This is a genomic window from Limosilactobacillus sp. (genome assembly GCF_041859915.1).
In the GTDB taxonomy this organism is placed as follows: Bacteria; Bacillota; Bacilli; order Lactobacillales; family Lactobacillaceae; genus Limosilactobacillus.
Map to the genome: position 1 here is coordinate 1 of NZ_JBFLGB010000014.1, position 15887 is coordinate 15887.

Consider the following 15887-nt stretch of genomic DNA (forward strand, 5'->3'; position numbering starts at 1 on the left):
CTCTCAATCCTGAAAAGGATTAGTGTGGTGATGATGGCTTGAAGGATACACCTGTTCCCATGCCGAACACAGAAGTTAAGCTTCAAAGCGCCGAAAGTAGTTGGGGGATCGCTCCCTGCGAGGATAGGACGTTGCCACGCATTATTCCGGCATAGCTCAGTTGGTAGAGCACCTGACTGTTAATCAGGTTGTCGTCAGTTCGAGTCTGACTGCCGGAGTTGCTGAGATGTTGACTGGTTTGGTTAACATCTTTTATTTTTATGCCAACTTAGCTCAGTCGGTAGAGCATCTCCCTCGTAAAGAGAAGGTCGGAGGTTCGATTCCTCTAGTTGGCATTTTTTGTGTTTTAAAGGCATTCTATAAGTCCCAAAACGTTGATATAAAGGCATTCTTGATTTTAGAAAAACACTGAAAAACGTATTTATTTAGCAAAGTGCTGAAAAATAATTGCTTGCTCCTAACGTGTTGCTGCCTGTTTTAGGCGGCTTTTTATTTTGCACTGCGATAATCTGCAACAAAATATTCTTTTCAAGTGTCAGATATGTCATCATGCTATGATTTTAATCAATAAAAAGGGATGAACTATGATTAGCCTATTCTCAAATGGTATTAATTATTGTTAACGATCCTTTGGTGTGGGCCTCTGGGATTCTCGTGGCTATCTGCGTTGTTTGATCAGTACTAGTCGGCCATTTACTAGCCAAGAGAAGCAAACAATTGAGATTATTTTCCACCACCTGAATAACCTCTTTCAAAATTTACTTACCACTCCATCGATCGCGGGATCTTCTTCGCCAAAATTAACTAAGCGTGAGCAACAGGTTGGTGGCCAGTTAATTTTGCAAGGGGCCGATCGGCAAGCCATCGCTGACCGTCTCCATATTAGTCCCGCCACCGTGGCTAAACATATTGCAAACATGCACCACATGTTAGGAGTGCAGAGCCAGCAGGAGTTAATGCTGAAGCTTTTTAATCTTTTATAAATTATAGGGGGGAATTCGACTTGGTTAGTTCACAAAAGTTTATTTTCAAGACAATTGCCGAGATGACGGGGCGTGAGATGTTCTGTGTGGAGAGGCTGCGCTGTGATGTTTTTGTGACCGAGCAAGGAATTACTTTGCCTGAACTTGATGACGATGATTTAGGAGCAATCCAAGTTTATTTACTAAATCAAGCAAAAACGATTGCCTTAGCCACTTGCCGGATTTTTAAGAAAGATGGTAAATGGCAATTAGGGAGGGTGGCAGTAGCAAGTACTGTCCGTCACCACCATTTAGCGACTGAAATGTTGCAAGCGGTCCATTCTTTCCTACAAGAACGTAAGGCCAAGGAAATAAATTGTCATGCACAGTTAACGGCAATCCCTCTTTATAAAAAGTTGGGTTATGAAAAACGAGGCCCTGTCTTTTTAGAAGGTGGCATTAAACACGTGGCAATGAGTAAGAGGCTCTAATTGAGATCAAAGATGCATTAAAATAAGCTGCATCTTTTTATTATCCGTGGAAAATCAGTTATAATATTGTCTTTTGAATGAAAAAGCTTCTAGCAGAGTTTTATTGCTGGAAGTTTTTTTAATTAGTTTAACGAGTCCTTAAAAGATCCAATGGTGCTAGGAGCCGACTGGTGGTTAGAATCTGGGCAAAGTGGTCCACACTTTCTGGGTGGGGATTTTGCAACCAAGAGTTAACAAGGTCAAAAAGTCCGTCTACTAGGATCGCCATACTATAACGTTGCGGAATTTGGGTAGTTAATTTAGCATGGTACATTTTGATACGAAGATAAATTTCGTTAGCGAGTAATTGGTGAAGTTGATGCTTAAAACGTGGATCGCCATTAGTTGATAAAAGTGCTTTTACTATCTGACGGTGTTGGTTGAGAATTGTTAATTCATGGTTAATGGTCAGGTAACTTTGCCGCTGCAATCGATCTTGTTTGGTGAGCACCTGCTTAAAATGTTGGTGGTCTTTAATTAATGCTGCTTGGAGAAGTGCTAATAATTGGCTTTCCTGTCTGGCAAGAAAGTCGTATTTATCATGGTAATGCAAATAGAAGGCCTTGCGACTGATTCTGGCGCTGGTAATGACGTTGCTGATAGTAATCTTTTCAAATTGTTGTTTACGCAGTTGTTCGATAAAAGCCCTTTTTATTTTCTCATCTGTTCGCCGCCAACGTAAATCATTCTTAGAAGCTGTCATATTAACCATCTCCAATCTTTACTACACACTCTGACGCTTATTATTAATTGTATTCAGCTTTAGTCACACTTACAATGCATTTAATGAATGATAAGGAGTGGGTAACGATGTCATTAGAAATTAAAATTCATGTTTTACATACTGGAACGGTGGTTGTTGATGAAGCCTTACCATTTCACCATCCCAATGACCGTCCTTTAGCGTGGACCGGGTTATTTCGTTCCAAAAAGCACCGGATTGAAGTCCCGGTTTCGGTTTACCTGATTGAACACCCTAAAGGTTTAATCTTAATTGATACCGGATGGAATACGATCAACCGGACCCATCAATTACGTAACCTCAGCTTTCAATGGCCGATAAGGCTAAGCTACCGGCTGGGCAGGCGGTGAATGAGCAATTAGGTGCAATGGGAATTCGTTCTCAAGACCTTGACTATGTCTTAATGAGTCACCTTCATTGTGACCATGCCGATGGATTAAAATTGGTTCAGAATGCCCAGCAAATTTTGGTGAGTGAGGAAGAATGGCAGGCGGCTAACCATGACCACCTGCGTTATTTACCCCACGAATGGCGGGGAGTCCCAGTGAAGACTTCCCACCTTGTACCGAGTCAAGACGGGGCTTTTCACCGGTCATTCGACTTGTTTGGGGATGGCAGTATCAAAATGATTTGGGAACCAGGGCATAGTGCGGGCCTCTGTGCAACTAAGGTTCAAAGTTACAACAGTGATTGCTATGTGATGTTAGCTGCCGATGCTGGGTACGCTGCTAAGTCATGGCGAGAAGGCCTGACCCCGGGAGTGGTGATTAACCGTGCCGCGGCTCGCAAATCATTACACTATATTGGTCAAGTGGCTCAAGATCCGCGGTGCATTGAGTGTTTGGCTAACCATGATGCCCTAGTGAAACCCCACACGATTACCTTATAGCAACTTAGTATACGTCCAATGTATGCCACCATACTTAACTAGTAATTTTCAAACTACCTTAATGCGTCTACCATACAAGATGAAGGTTGAATAACAAGTAATTAAGGGAGCGATCATTAATGGCAGACGTAAATGTACCAACGGTAAAATTGAATAACGGTGTTGAAATGCCTACCTTAGGCTTTGGGGTGTTTCAGGTTCCTGACCTTAACCAGGCAGAACAGGCGGTTACTGATGCTTTAAACACCGGTTATCGTTTGATTGACACGGCCGCAGCCTACCAAAACGAAGAAGCAGTTGGCAAGGCAATTGCTAAAAGCAGTGTTAAGCGGGAAGACATTTTTGTTACTTCTAAGCTGTGGGTTTCCGATTTCAACTATGAGCGTGCTAAGAAGGGCATCGACACTTCTCTGGAAAAGTTAGGTTTAGATTACATTGACCTTTACCTGTTGCACCAACCATACGGGGACACGATGGGTGCTTGGCGAGCATTGGAAGAAGCTCAACAAGCTGGTAAGATTCGTGCCATTGGTGTTTCTAACTTCTGGCCAGACCAGTTGAAGAATCTGGAATTGACCGAACCAGTCAAGCCGGCTGTCGACCAAATTGAACTTAACCCGTGGTTCCAACGGGCCAATGAAGTTAAGTTTATGCAGGGCGAAGGTATTCGTCCGGAAGCTTGGGCACCATTTGCGGAAGGCAAAAATGGTATTTTCACCAACGAAACGATTGCCAAGATTGCGGCTAAGTATGGTAAATCTAACGGTCAAGTAATTCTGCGTTGGCTATTACAGCGGGGGATCACGGTGATTCCAAAGTCGGTTCACCAGAAGCGGATGGCCGAAAATATTGACGCCTTTGACTTTGAACTTTCGGATGAAGATATGCAGACGATGGCGAAGTTGGATAAGGGAGAAAGTCAATTCTTTGATCACCACGACCCGGTAACGATTGACCAGATCTTTGGCTCCAGTCTGAAACAGGTTCAAAATAGTGAACGGCAGCAGCTTAACTAATCAGGAGGTAAATGATTATGGCAAATATTCCAACATTTAAGTTAAACGACGGGACTAAAATCCCATCATTTGGTTTCGGGACTTTTCAGATTCCGGCTGATGGTTCTACTTATAAGGCAGTTACTAACGCCTTGAAACTCGGTTACCGTCACATTGATACGGCCGTGGCTTACTTCAACGAACAAGAAGTTGGTAAGGCCATCAAGGATTCTGGTATTCCGCGTGACCAAATCTGGGTTACTTCAAAACTATGGCTTCAAGATTATGCCTACGAAGATGCCAAGAAGGCCATTGACCTTTCATTGAAGAAATTAGGCTTGGATTACATTGACCTCTACTTAATTCACCAGCCATATGGCAAGGTGGACGAAGCTTGGAAGGCGATGGAAGAGGCTAAAAAGGCCGGCAAGATTCGCTCCATTGGTGTTTCTAACATGACACCAAAGATTTGGAATAAGTTTGTGCCACACTTTGATGTAATGCCATCTGTTAACCAGGTAGAGTTCAATCCATACTTCCAGCAAAAGGAATTGCGGAAGGTATTGGCAAAGGATCATGTTACTCTAGAGGCCTGGGCACCATTGGGTGAAGGTAACCATGATCTCTTCGCCGAGCCATTATTGAACAGTCTGGCTAAGAAGTATGACAAAGATGTTGGTCAGATTATCCTGCGCTTTGAGCACCAAGAAGGGGTAATCGTCTTCCCAAAGTCTGTTCATGAAGCACGGATCAAGTCTAACCAGGAGATTTTTGACTTTGAACTGACCTCAGACGAAATGGATGCTATCCGGGCGCTCGACAAGGGCAAGGGTCAACACGACCCAGATGCACCAGGTGTCGCTAAGATGCTATTGGGTGCCTTTGACGTTCACGCTAATGATTAAATACTAACTAAAAGATGAAGCCTGAGAATGGACTCCATTTCTTGCTTACGATGACAATTGTACCTTGACAGCTTATTATTGATAAGTTATAGTAAAACCAATATTTATTAGGAGGAACACACCGAATGTTCAACATGCCATTTGCTAACGCTAGTGCTTGTTGTTGTGGATCGCGCCTGATGCGACCCACGGTTTTGGTGTACTCATTTTAGCTTAATAAAATGACCGACTAATTACTTGGGATAAGTGCAAAGGGCGCAGATTCAACTTAGTTTGAATTTGCGCCCTTTTTCTATCCTTAATTTTTTGGAAAGGATAAGATTTTAATAATGTGGGAAACTATTCAATCATCATTGCCCCAGCTGTTGGCGGCGGGCTTTAAGTACACAATTCCCTTAGCAATTATTTCATTTTTCTTTGGACTGTTGATTGCTTTATTAACCGCCTTAGTTCGCTTGTCACGGCAGGGTGGCGCCTTCATGATTTTGAAGTGGCTCGCCCGGTTCTATGTCTGGCTCTTTCGTTCGACGCCATTACTAGTGCAATTATTCATCGTCTTCTTTGGCTTACCTTACCTGCGAATCAAAGGAGTCCTGCCCCATGGGATTAAGCTAGCACCGTTTACGGCCGGAATCATTACCTTTTCGCTAAATACTGGGGCTTATGCGTCAGAAACACTGCGAGCTGACATTGCTGCCGTGCCGCGAGGTCAGTGGGAGGCAGCCAGCTCAATTGGGATGACCCGGTGGCAAGTACTTGAGCGGATCGTCTTGCCCCAGGCATTGCGGATCGCGTTGCCGCCATTGTCAAACAGTTTTATCAGCTTGGTCAAGGATACCTCACTAGCGGCTTCGATTACGATTATGGAGATGTTTGCGGTTAGTCAGCAGATTGCCGCGGAAAATTATCAACCCCTGGTGATGTATACCCTGGTGGCCGTTATTTATGCTATCTTTACGACCATCCTTTCTTACTTACAGGGGTATTTGGAACGGCGACTGGGAACACAAGCAAAATAGGTTAGGTGATGAAAATGAAAATTAGTAATGTTAATAAGACATTTGGTACTAAGCAAGTTCTTTTTAATGTTAGCCTTGATTTTCCAGCTGCGCAGACCACGGTGATTGTTGGCCCGTCAGGTTCCGGAAAGTCGACGATCCTGCGTTCATTAAACCTACTGGAAGTACCAGAGAGTGGCCGTTATGACTTTGACGATCTTCACCTTGACTTTGCTAAAAAAATTAGTAATCGGCAAAAGTTAGCCCTACGGAAAAAAACGGGGATGGTTTTTCAAAATTATAATCTTTTCCCTAACAAGACCGTCCTTGGCAACCTTATTGAAGGGCCTACCCAAGTCCTTAAACAATCACGTGCAGCGGCCCTGAAGACAGCTAATGAATTGCTGGCTAAGGTAGGGTTAGCCCAGTATGGGGGCGCTAATCCCCAAGAACTTTCGGGAGGTCAGGCTCAGCGGGTAGCAATCGCTAGGGCTCTAGCGATGAATCCTGAGTATATCTTATTGGATGAACCCACCTCGGCCCTCGATCCTGAACTGGAATTGGAGGTGCTCAAAGTATTGCTTCAGTTAGCCCGTGAAAAGCAGTCGATGGTGATTGTAACTCACAATATGATTTTTGCTCGACGAGTAGCCGATAAGATTGTTTTTTTGGAAAATGGTCACGTCTTATTTGATGGGGCTCCGCAGCGTTTCTTTGCACCAAACAACCCGAACGAGCGAATCAGAAACTTTATTGCATCGATGACAATGGAAAACTTAAATTGAGAAAGAGGTAATTGATTATGAAGTTTTGGAAGAAAGCATTATTAGTTGTTGCAACGGTTACTTTAGGACTTGCGGGCGGGGCTACTGTTACCCATGCCGCTAGCTCTGCCGTCAATTCGGAACTCCAGCATAAGGGAGAATTGACGATTGGTTTGGAAGGAACTTATTCACCGTATTCCTACCGCAAGGATGGTAAGTTAACGGGATTTGAAGTTGACCTTGGTAAAGACGTTGCCAAAAGAATGGGTTTGAAAGCACATTTTGTACCGACTAAGTGGGACTCATTAATTGCGGGACTCGGTGCTGGTAAATTTGATGTTGTGATGAATAATATTACCCAAACACCAGAACGGGCCAAACAGTATCACTTCTCAACGCCTTACATTCATTCTCATTTTGCACTGATTGTACCGAAAAATAGTCATTTAACTAATTTGAAACAGATTTCCGGCAAGAAAATTATTGCCGGGACGGGGACCAATAACGCCACCGTTGTTAAGAAATTTAAAGGGACCCTGGTTCCCAACAGCAATTTTGCTAGTTCCTTAGATATGGTTAGACAGGGTCGGGCAACCGGCACGGTTAATTCTCGAGAGGCTTGGTACGCTTACAGTAAGCAGCATGCCACTAAGGGTCTTAAAATGATTGATGCTTCTAATGAAGAAAGGCCGGCAAAAATTTCGGCCCTCTTTAATAAGAAAGATCCTGCTATTCAAAAGTCTTATAACCGGGCTCTTCACCAGTTGCAGCAAGATGGGACCGTTAAGCGTCTTTCCCAGAAATACTTTGGCGCTGACATTACTAAATAAGTAAATAAAATGAGAAAAGGGTACACATTTTGAAGGATGTGTGCCTTTTCTTTAGCATTTTTTCGCATTCTGCTTTGATAGGCGTTAAGATGGGAATATGGAGATGAGGTGAATAATGGCTGAGAAGGATACGAACAATGGTCAGACTGATCAGATTGTCAAAGTTGCCCGATTACGGCCTGCTGAAGTTTGTCAGCAGTTAAATAGCCGTGAGCAGGGCCTGACCACTGCGGAAATAACAAAGCGTCAACAACAGTATGGTAAAAACATCCTCGAAAAGAAGTCCGGGGAATCTCTTTTTACCAAATTTATTAAAAACTTCACGGGCTTGATGGCGATCATGCTTTGGGTTGCTGGTATTATTGCCTTTGTGGCCCAATTGACTGAATTAGGGATTGCCATCTGGCTGGTCAATATTATTAACGGTTGCTTCAGCTTCTGGCAGGAATACCAAGCTGGCAAGGCAACCGACGCCTTACAGAACATGTTACCGGCTCATTCACGGGTGGTTCGAAATGGTAAAGAAATCAAAATCCTTTCGGCAGACCTGGTGCCTGGTGACATTGTAAAGTTGGAAGAAGGGGATGACGTACCGGCCGACATTCGGTTGATTAAGTCTACGGATGTTGCTGTTGACCAGTCCTCATTAACCGGTGAAGTCACTCCGGTGCATAAACATAGTCAAGCGGTTACCGCCAAAGATGATACTAACCACTTTGAACTTGGCAACATCGTCTTTTCTGGGACTTCAATGATGAAGGGCAACGCCACTGGGGTAGTTGTCAAAACCGGAATGCGGACTGATTTTGGTCAAATTGCTGCTTTGACACAGGGTGTTCAGGAAGACTTGAGCCCACTTCAGCGGGAACTAAATACCCTGACCAAGCAGATTACCTTATTAGCGGTTTGCATTGGAATTGCCTTCTTTGTAATTGCTATTTATTTTGTACACTATCCGTTAGTGAAGTCCTTTGTCTTTGCCCTTGGGATGATTGTTGCCTTTATTCCAGAAGGCTTGGAGCCAACCGTTACCTTGTCGTTAGCCGGCGCGGTTCAGCGAATGGCCCGTCACAATGCCTTGGTAAAACGTCTTTCAAGTGTCGAAACCCTGGGTAGTGCATCGGTGATTTGTTCAGATAAGACTGGGACTTTGACTAAGAATGAGATGACGGTCCAGCACCTCTGGACACCGGAGCGGGATTATACGGTGACCGGTGAAGGCTATGCTGTTCATGGTAGCATTATGGCCGGCCCTCGTGACCAGACCTATCGGGATAATGATAGCTTGAAGGAATTACTGCTTGGTGGTGTTTTCGCGGACGATGCCCGGATTGTAGCACCAACCAAGGATCATCCTCGTTACCAAATCCTGGGTGACCCGACTGAAGCCTGTCTAGAAGTGGTAGCACGAAAAGGTAAAATTGCCGTTGAGAATGAAGAAAAGGCCACTCCGCGGGTTAAGGAACTACCATTTGATTCCAACCGTAAAATGATGACCGTCATCTTGAAAGACAAAGGGCAGCACCACTTTGATGTTTATACCAAAGGGGCTCCCAATTGCGTGATTGAGAAGTGCACCACCTACTTAGATCATGGGAAAGTGGTTCCCCTGACTAAACAGTTAAAAGATGCGGTGATGAACGCTAATGATGGGTATGCTAAACATGGCCTGCGGGTCTTAGCCGTTGCCGGTCGGGTTTTACCGACTGATTTACGTCAAAATTTAGGCAAGGCGACCGTTCCCACTGTTGAACAGGGGTTAACCTTTATTGGCCTGTCCGTAATGATGGATCCACCACGTCCAGAGGTGATGGATGCTGCGGCCGAATGTCGACACGCTCATATTAAAATTATCATGGTTACGGGAGATTACGGTTTGACCGCCAAGAGTATTGCTCGACGGATTGGCTTAACTGACCCTAATAAACCGTTGGTTGCCGTTACTGGTGACCAGTTAAAGACCATGTCGGATGAAGAATTACGGAAAGTCTTGTCCGGGGAAGTAGTCTTTGCTCGGATGGCACCAGAACAAAAATATCGAATTGTTTCGATGTTACAAAAGATGGGCAAGATCGTTGCCGTTACTGGTGATGGGGTCAATGATGACCCGGCACTTAAGAAAGCTGATATTGGGGTTGCCATGGGTGCTACCGGGACCGACGTTGCTAAGGAAGCTGCGGACATGATCCTTACCGATGATAACTTTGCTTCGATTGTTACGGCAATTCGTGAAGGACGGGGTGTCTATGCGAATATTCGGAAGTTCTTGCTCTACATTTTGAACTCCAATATGCCTGAAGCCATTCCGTCAGTCTTTTTCCTACTCTCTGGTGGACGCATTCCGTTGGCCTTAACGGTAATGGAGATCCTATTCATTGATCTTGGAACCGATATGCTACCGGCCCTAGGATTAGGACGCGAAAATCCAGAACCTGGAACGATGCACCAGCCGCCACGCTCTCAGCATAGCCACCTGATTAACCGGGCATTGTTGGGAAAGGCTTTCGCTTGGTATGGACTCTGGTCGTCAATTATCTCCATGGCTGGCTTCTTTATGGTCAACTATCTTCATGGCCACGTTTATCCAAACTTGCCTGCCAGTGGCTTTGATTATCGTCAGGCAACTACCTTGGCACTAGGCTTAATTATTTTCTGCCAGGTCGCCAATGTTCTAAATATTCGTTATCAAATTAGCACGATGTTCAATAAGCATTTCTTCACCAATTCAATGATCTTCATTGGAATTGCCTTCGAGATTGTCCTATTGATCTGTGTCAGCTATGTACCACTGTTACAAGATATCTTTGGAACCGTTGCACTTTATCGTCAGGATTGGCTGATGCTGGTTTGTGTTCCAATTCCGTTGATCTTGATTGATGAATTACGGCGGTTGATTCTGCGGCACCATGGCCACACGCTTGCTGACGAATAATGATGACATTCTAATTTGTTAAAATCCGTTAACCCTGATTGGTTAATGGATTTTTTGGTTTAAATTTAAAAAGGCTGTTTTCAATTCGACTAAGTCATGCTATAATATCTTATGTTGATTTGTTATTCCGGCATAGCTCAGTTGGTAGAGCACCTGACTGTTAATCAGGTTGTCGTCAGTTCGAGTCTGACTGCCGGAGTTAAAGTTAAGCGGTTGATGTTTTTCATCAGCCGCTTTTTATTTTTACCTGTGGAGGATTAATAATGGACATCATATATTTACTCTTATGTTTAGTGCTAATGGTTATTGGCCTGCAACTACTGCGTGGCAAGTGGTTGAAAATCTTGGTTACTCACCGTGGGGTTGGGGCGGACCAACTGAAGTGTGATGGCCTGGCTCTAGCTCCAGGCTTAATTGCTCTGGGCTTGAGTATGTTTTTCTTTGGTTTTTTTAACAGTCAGTATTGGGCTAATATTGGCAATGTTATCTTTGTCTTGGGAATTGCCTACACGATTGTTATAGATGTTTGGTCAGTTAGTCGCGACCGACGCAACAAGTAGGCTAGTTTTAATTATTTTGCTGAAAAGCTTTCGTACTTAAGATCATTAATATTAATAGAAAACTGTCTAAATTATTTTAAGCAAAATGCAACAAATTACTAGCTTTCTCTCATCAAAAACTTATTTTTCCATTGACTATTTTTAGAGACAGGGCTAAAATAATGACATTGTTATAAAAAAGTTAGATTTTTTTAATTTTTGGAATGGGTATTCTTAATGGTTAATCTGACTTTGCAATTATTGGAGGAATAAGATTTGATGAGTAAACAAAGAGATATTGATACCGCGTTCTTTGGGCAACCGCGTGGCTTATCAACACTGTTCTTCACCGAAATGTGGGAACGGTTTAGTTACTACGGAATGCGGGCAATCCTGTTATTCTACATGTACTACGCAGTTGCTAAGGGCGGCCTTGGAATGAGCGAAACCACTGCCGCATCAATTATGTCCATTTATGGATCCTTGGTTTACCTTTCCGGGGTTATCGGTGGTTGGCTGTCCGACCGGGTCTGGGGACCACGGCGGACCGTCTTCATTGGTGGTGTCTTAATCATGTTTGGACACATTTCTCTCTCACTACCATTTGGGGTAACTGCCCTGTATGTTTCTATTGCATTGATCGTGATGGGGACCGGGTTATTAAAACCTAACGTTTCTGAAATGGTTGGTGGCCTTTATTCTGAGAATGATCGCCGTCGTGATTCTGGTTTCAGTATGTTCGTTTTCGGAATTAACTTGGGTGCTGCTGTTGCACCATGGGCTGTTCCGTGGGCTGCCAACGGTTTTGGAATGAACCTTTTCCATGGTGAAATGGACTTCCATGCCGGCTTCTCCTTAGCTGCGATCGGAATGTTCTTTGGCCTGGTTCAATACGTGATCGGTGGTCGGAAATACTTGTCCAAGGATAGCCTGTATCCTGATGACCCAATTGACAAGGAAAGCCTTCGTCCAGTCTTAATTTGGACTTTGGTTGGCGTTGTTGCCTTAGTGATCGTGTTGGCACTGCTAGGTGCAGTGGGTCAATTGAACATCACCAACGTTATCACAATCATTACGATTATTGCGATTGCCTTGCCAATTTACTATTTCATCATGATGTTAAATTCCAAGAAGGTTACCAAGGAAGAGCATTCGCGGGTGTTGGCTTACATTCCACTATTCATCGCGGCTGTTATCTTCTGGGGTATTGAGGAATCTGGTTCGGTTGTTCTGGCCCTCTTTGCTGAACAACGGACGATCTTGCACATTGGTGGTTGGCATTTTGCCGCCGCTAACTTCCAGACCTTGAACCCACTGTTCATCATGATTCTGACTCCGGTCTTTGTTACCTTGTGGGATCACTGGAAGAATCAGCCGAGTGCCCCTGGTAAGTTTGCTGCTGGGCTTGTCTTTGCCGGCTTGTCGTATGCCTTCATGGCACTGCCAGCTCTGATTCATGGCACCACTGCTGGTCGGGTTAGTCCATTCTGGCTGGTTGGTTCCTGGTTCATCGTTGAAATTGGTGAAATGTTAATCTCACCAATTGGTCTATCCGTCACAACCCGGTTGGCACCAAACGCCTTTAAGTCTCAGATGATGAGTATGTGGTTCTTAGCTGATGCTGCTGCCCAGGCGGTTAACGCCCAGATTGTTAAATTCTACTCATCCGCTACAGAAGTACCATACTTCCTAACGATTGGTTTAGTAAGTATCGTCTTCGGAATTATCCTGATGTTCTTCGTTAAACGGATTCACCATCTAATGAGTGGGGTTAACTAACTTCTATTTAGATTTATTTGATTACACTTAAGTTGTCACGCTTTTAGTTGTGGCAACTTTTTTATTTTAAAAGTAAAAAAAGCCTTGCAATTAATTGGAAAGTTCGGTATTATAATAAACGTTGGTTAGCTGATTGAGCTAATTAACATCCCAATATGGAGGAGTAGCGAAGTCTGGCTAAACGCGATGGACCGTAAATCCATTCCTTCGGGTTCGGTGGTTCGAATCCACTCTCCTCCATCTTTATTATTGGGCTATAGCCAAGCGGTAAGGCAACGGTTTTTGGTACCGTCATGCGCTGGTTCGAATCCAGCTAGCCCAACTGATAAATCGGTAACTATTTAGTTGCCGATTTTTTGTTTTTAAACCATTTTATTACGCTTATGTTTTAATGAGACACTTGTATAAGTTAATCCTTGCGATGAACTGATGACAGTCTTAGAATGGTATTTATTCTGTTTGTGAATATTCACCAGGTTTGGTGGTTCTTGGTGGAATTAAATCGGGCAGAGAGAGAAAAAGAATAAATTAAGGGAAGAAGTGTTTAGATATCTTGAAAAGGTTAATGCATCAACATATTTTTTCGCTGATTGTCTGGATTGTGATCACGCTGGTTGCAATTATTTCATTACCAAACGTTAACCAATTAACGCGTGAACATTCGGCAATCAACTTACCGCGTAGTGCGCAAAGCCAGGTTGCTCAAGCATTACAAAATGATCACTGGGGTCATCGCCAAAATAATACCTACCAGGTGGTGGCGGTTTTTAACAATGGTGATCATAAAATGTCAAAGCAAGACCAACATAATGTTCAAAAGACGATTAACCACTTGCAAAGGCACCATGGTAAGTATGGCATTAAAACCGTCACTGGCCCAAATGACAATGCAGCCACACGTAAGCAACTGATTTCAAAGGACAAGACCACCCAAATTGCTCAATTGAACGTTGACAAGTCTCATGGAACACTGCGGAGTATTAACCGTCAACTTAGCAGTGCCGTCAAGACTTCCGGCGTCAAGACGTACGTTACCGGAGCTGATATTTTAAATGATGATTTCTCTGGAGCTGTTCAGGAAGGAATCAAGAAGACGGAGACTATTTCCGTGATCTTTATCTTTGTTGTTCTTTTACTGGTCTTCCGATCACCAATTACACCGTTGATTTCATTGCTAAATGTTGGAATTGCCTTTATTACCTCCTTTAGTATTGTCACTAACTTAGTGAAGAGTTTTAATTTTCCGTTTTCAAACTTTACCCAGGTTTTCATGGTAATTGTGCTGTTCGGGATCGGAACGGATTACAACATCTTAATGTATAACCGATTCAAGGAAGACCTTGGCAAGGGAATGGATAAGTGGACCGCTGCTCATGATGCTCAGCATAAGGCTGGGCGAACGATCCTTTATTCTGGCTCCTCAATTTTGATTGGCTTTACCTCATTGGCCCTGGCCAAGTTCTCGGTTTATCAATCTGCTGTCGGGGTTGCCGTCGGGGTTGCCGTTTTACTGGTTCTTCTTCTAACCCTGAATCCCTTCTTTATGGCGACCTTGGGCAAGAAGATGTTCTGGCCAGAAAAGAAGTTTACCGGTGAGAGCCACAGTAAGATTTGGCACAAGACAGCCCGTACTTCAGTAACCCACCCAATTATTACCTTAGTATTAGTTTTCGTCATCTTATTACCGATTGGCTTGTCCTATCGGAATCATTTGAATTATGATGATACGGATGAGATCAGTAATGCGGTTCCTTCTAAACGGGGCCTGTTGGTGGTTGAAGATCATTTCTCCAAGGGAACGGCAGAACCAACCACTATTTATATCAAGGCTAATCACCGGCTTGACAACGAGCGGGATATGCTGCTGATTGATCGGGTCACTAACCAGTTGAAGAAGAGCACGGGTGTTAAGACCGTCGCTTCTGCTACTCAACCGGCCGGCACGAAGGTTAACCAGCTCTATGTTAATAACCAGTTGAAACAGATTACTGGTCAATTAGGCACCGCCCAAAGCAGTATTTCACAGTTATCATCTGGCATGCAGAGTCAGGCTAGTACTGCAGCGGCACAGGCGGCCCAATCCGGTGCTAGTGCTGCCCAGCTTCAGGCTCAACAGGCTAGTGGTACTCAAATGATGCAAGGGGTCAGCCGAATGAGTACTGGCCTCAGTCAAGGTGGCAACTACTTGACCGGCTTACAAAATTCTGCTGCTGGAAAGACTTTTTATGTTCCAAGCAATATGATGCAAAATCCATTGATTCAGCAATCACTAAATACGTACCTCTCCAGTAATAAGAAGACTGCCAAGATTACGGTTATCTTGGATTCTAATCCAAGTGGCGCTCGAGCAACCCGGGAAATCCCCCAGATTACCAACTTGACTCATTACTCATTGAAGGGTACCTCATTGGGACATGCTCACGTCTACGTTGGCGGTCAATCTGCTAAGATTACCGATACGAAGACCGTGGCTGGTGGCGACTTTATGCGAACTGCTGCGATCATGGTAATTGGGATTGGCTTAGCTTTGATCTTGATTACGCGGTCATTATTGCAGCCAGTTTATATTTTGGGGACTCTGGTTTCGGCCTACATGGCAGCCTTATCAATCACTCATTTATTGACCCGGCTTTTTCTTGGGCGACCAGAATTGACCTGGAATACACCGTTCTTCAGTTTCATCATGTTATTGGCATTAGGGGTTGATTACAGTATCTTCCTGGTTATGCGGTATCGTGATATTGACCAAACCAAGTATCTGCCAACGGAACGGATCGTTCGTGCCGCTGCAATTATTGGAACGGTGGTTATTTCTGCGGCTATTATCTTGAGTGGTACTTTTGCTGCATTGATTCCATCCGGGATTCCAACCCTGATTGAGGTTGCTATGGCGGTAATCACTGGTTTAATCATCCTAGTAATCATTATTCCATTGGTTGTCCCATCAACAATCCATCTGACTTACCCAATTAAATCATCTTTCCGTGATGATGAGGGAAATCGTAAGCAACAACTAGACTAG

14 protein-coding genes, 5 tRNA genes and 1 rRNA gene are annotated in these 15887 nt (G+C 44.0%); 19 read left to right on the forward strand and 1 reads right to left on the reverse strand.

All coding sequences use genetic code 11. From position 1 onward, the window contains the following. Window positions 1–23: 23 nt before the first annotated feature. The 5 genes from rrf (at window position 24) to ACEYV4_RS03435 (ending at window position 1453) form a co-directional block, all read left to right on the forward strand. Window positions 24–140: ribosomal RNA gene (gene rrf, locus ACEYV4_RS03415) — 5S ribosomal RNA — on the forward strand. Between the two features lie 5 nt (window positions 141–145). Beyond that, a tRNA-Asn gene (locus ACEYV4_RS03420) sits at window positions 146–218 on the forward strand. Between the two features lie 44 nt (window positions 219–262). Further along, window positions 263–335, forward strand: a tRNA-Thr gene (locus ACEYV4_RS03425). Between the two features lie 300 nt (window positions 336–635). After that, on the forward strand, window positions 636–983 hold the full coding sequence (locus ACEYV4_RS03430) for a response regulator transcription factor (RefSeq protein ID WP_373842036.1): 348 nt from the start codon (window positions 636–638) through the stop codon (window positions 981–983). Between the two features lie 62 nt (window positions 984–1045). After that, on the forward strand, window positions 1046–1453 hold the full coding sequence (locus ACEYV4_RS03435; RefSeq protein WP_373842064.1) for a GNAT family N-acetyltransferase: 408 nt from the start codon (window positions 1046–1048) through the stop codon (window positions 1451–1453). Between the two features lie 127 nt (window positions 1454–1580). Here ACEYV4_RS03435 and ACEYV4_RS03440 read toward each other — a convergent pair whose 3' ends face one another. Then, a complete protein-coding gene (locus tag ACEYV4_RS03440) occupies window positions 1581–2195 on the reverse strand; it encodes a TetR/AcrR family transcriptional regulator (RefSeq protein ID WP_373842037.1) in 615 nt (204 codons plus the stop codon). A 107-nt stretch (window positions 2196–2302) separates the two neighbouring features. On the opposite strand from ACEYV4_RS03440, the gene ACEYV4_RS03445 reads away from it, so the two are divergent. The 14 genes from ACEYV4_RS03445 (at window position 2303) to ACEYV4_RS03510 (ending at window position 15887) form a co-directional block, all read left to right on the forward strand. Then, on the forward strand, window positions 2303–2584 hold the full coding sequence (locus ACEYV4_RS03445; RefSeq protein ID WP_373842038.1) for a hypothetical protein: 282 nt from the start codon (window positions 2303–2305) through the stop codon (window positions 2582–2584). After that, on the forward strand, window positions 2581–3123 hold the full coding sequence (locus ACEYV4_RS03450; RefSeq protein WP_373842039.1) for an MBL fold metallo-hydrolase: 543 nt from the start codon (window positions 2581–2583) through the stop codon (window positions 3121–3123). Before ACEYV4_RS03445 ends, ACEYV4_RS03450 begins: the two co-directional genes overlap by 4 nt. A 119-nt stretch (window positions 3124–3242) precedes the next feature. After that, window positions 3243–4139 carry an aldo/keto reductase gene (locus ACEYV4_RS03455; RefSeq protein ID WP_373842040.1) on the forward strand — a complete coding sequence of 299 codons (897 nt, stop codon included), beginning with the start codon at window positions 3243–3245 and terminating at the stop codon, window positions 4137–4139. Between the two features lie 17 nt (window positions 4140–4156). Next, on the forward strand, window positions 4157–5023 hold the full coding sequence (locus ACEYV4_RS03460) for an aldo/keto reductase (protein WP_373842041.1): 867 nt from the start codon (window positions 4157–4159) through the stop codon (window positions 5021–5023). Between the two features lie 329 nt (window positions 5024–5352). Further along, the gene (locus ACEYV4_RS03465) at window positions 5353–6042 is read left to right on the forward strand and encodes an amino acid ABC transporter permease (protein WP_373842042.1); all 690 of its coding nucleotides are present in this window, start codon (window positions 5353–5355) and stop codon (window positions 6040–6042) included. 14 nt (window positions 6043–6056) lie between these two features. Next, window positions 6057–6806 carry an amino acid ABC transporter ATP-binding protein gene (locus tag ACEYV4_RS03470; RefSeq protein WP_373842043.1) on the forward strand — a complete coding sequence of 250 codons (750 nt, stop codon included), beginning with the start codon at window positions 6057–6059 and terminating at the stop codon, window positions 6804–6806. A 17-nt stretch (window positions 6807–6823) separates the two neighbouring features. Beyond that, the gene (locus ACEYV4_RS03475) at window positions 6824–7615 is read left to right on the forward strand and encodes a transporter substrate-binding domain-containing protein (protein WP_373842044.1); all 792 of its coding nucleotides are present in this window, start codon (window positions 6824–6826) and stop codon (window positions 7613–7615) included. A 115-nt stretch (window positions 7616–7730) separates the two neighbouring features. Further along, a complete protein-coding gene (locus ACEYV4_RS03480; RefSeq protein ID WP_373842045.1) occupies window positions 7731–10547 on the forward strand; it encodes a cation-translocating P-type ATPase in 2817 nt (938 codons plus the stop codon). A 126-nt stretch (window positions 10548–10673) separates the two neighbouring features. Next, a tRNA-Asn gene (locus tag ACEYV4_RS03485) sits at window positions 10674–10746 on the forward strand. A 64-nt stretch (window positions 10747–10810) separates the two neighbouring features. After that, a complete protein-coding gene (locus ACEYV4_RS03490; RefSeq protein WP_373842046.1) occupies window positions 10811–11107 on the forward strand; it encodes a hypothetical protein in 297 nt (98 codons plus the stop codon). A 258-nt stretch (window positions 11108–11365) separates the two neighbouring features. Continuing rightward, on the forward strand, window positions 11366–12865 hold the full coding sequence (locus ACEYV4_RS03495) for a peptide MFS transporter (RefSeq protein WP_373842047.1): 1500 nt from the start codon (window positions 11366–11368) through the stop codon (window positions 12863–12865). 157 nt (window positions 12866–13022) lie between these two features. Continuing rightward, window positions 13023–13105: transfer RNA gene (locus ACEYV4_RS03500), tRNA-Tyr, on the forward strand. Between the two features lie 10 nt (window positions 13106–13115). Continuing rightward, window positions 13116–13187: transfer RNA gene (locus ACEYV4_RS03505), tRNA-Gln, on the forward strand. 231 nt (window positions 13188–13418) lie between these two features. Further along, window positions 13419–15887: an MMPL family transporter gene (locus tag ACEYV4_RS03510; RefSeq protein ID WP_373842048.1), complete on the forward strand. Its 2469-nt coding sequence runs from the start codon at window positions 13419–13421 to the stop codon at window positions 15885–15887.

Bases quoted from the DNA above. Each gene is read 5' to 3' on its own strand.
- ACEYV4_RS03435 (WP_373842064.1), top strand. From the start codon at position 1,046: ATGACGGGGCGTGAGATGTTCTGTGTGGAGAGGCTGCGCTGTGATGTT.
- ACEYV4_RS03455 (WP_373842040.1), top strand. From the start codon at position 3,243: ATGGCAGACGTAAATGTACCAACGGTAAAATTGAATAACGGTGTTGAA.
- ACEYV4_RS03445 (WP_373842038.1), top strand. From the start codon at position 2,303: ATGTCATTAGAAATTAAAATTCATGTTTTACATACTGGAACGGTGGTT.
- ACEYV4_RS03480 (WP_373842045.1), top strand. From the start codon at position 7,731: ATGGCTGAGAAGGATACGAACAATGGTCAGACTGATCAGATTGTCAAA.
- ACEYV4_RS03495 (WP_373842047.1), top strand. From the start codon at position 11,366: ATGAGTAAACAAAGAGATATTGATACCGCGTTCTTTGGGCAACCGCGT.
- ACEYV4_RS03465 (WP_373842042.1), top strand. From the start codon at position 5,353: ATGTGGGAAACTATTCAATCATCATTGCCCCAGCTGTTGGCGGCGGGC.
- ACEYV4_RS03460 (WP_373842041.1), top strand. From the start codon at position 4,157: ATGGCAAATATTCCAACATTTAAGTTAAACGACGGGACTAAAATCCCA.
- ACEYV4_RS03440 (WP_373842037.1), bottom strand. From the start codon at position 2,195: ATGACAGCTTCTAAGAATGATTTACGTTGGCGGCGAACAGATGAGAAA.
- ACEYV4_RS03470 (WP_373842043.1), top strand. From the start codon at position 6,057: ATGAAAATTAGTAATGTTAATAAGACATTTGGTACTAAGCAAGTTCTT.
- ACEYV4_RS03475 (WP_373842044.1), top strand. From the start codon at position 6,824: ATGAAGTTTTGGAAGAAAGCATTATTAGTTGTTGCAACGGTTACTTTA.
- ACEYV4_RS03490 (WP_373842046.1), top strand. From the start codon at position 10,811: ATGGACATCATATATTTACTCTTATGTTTAGTGCTAATGGTTATTGGC.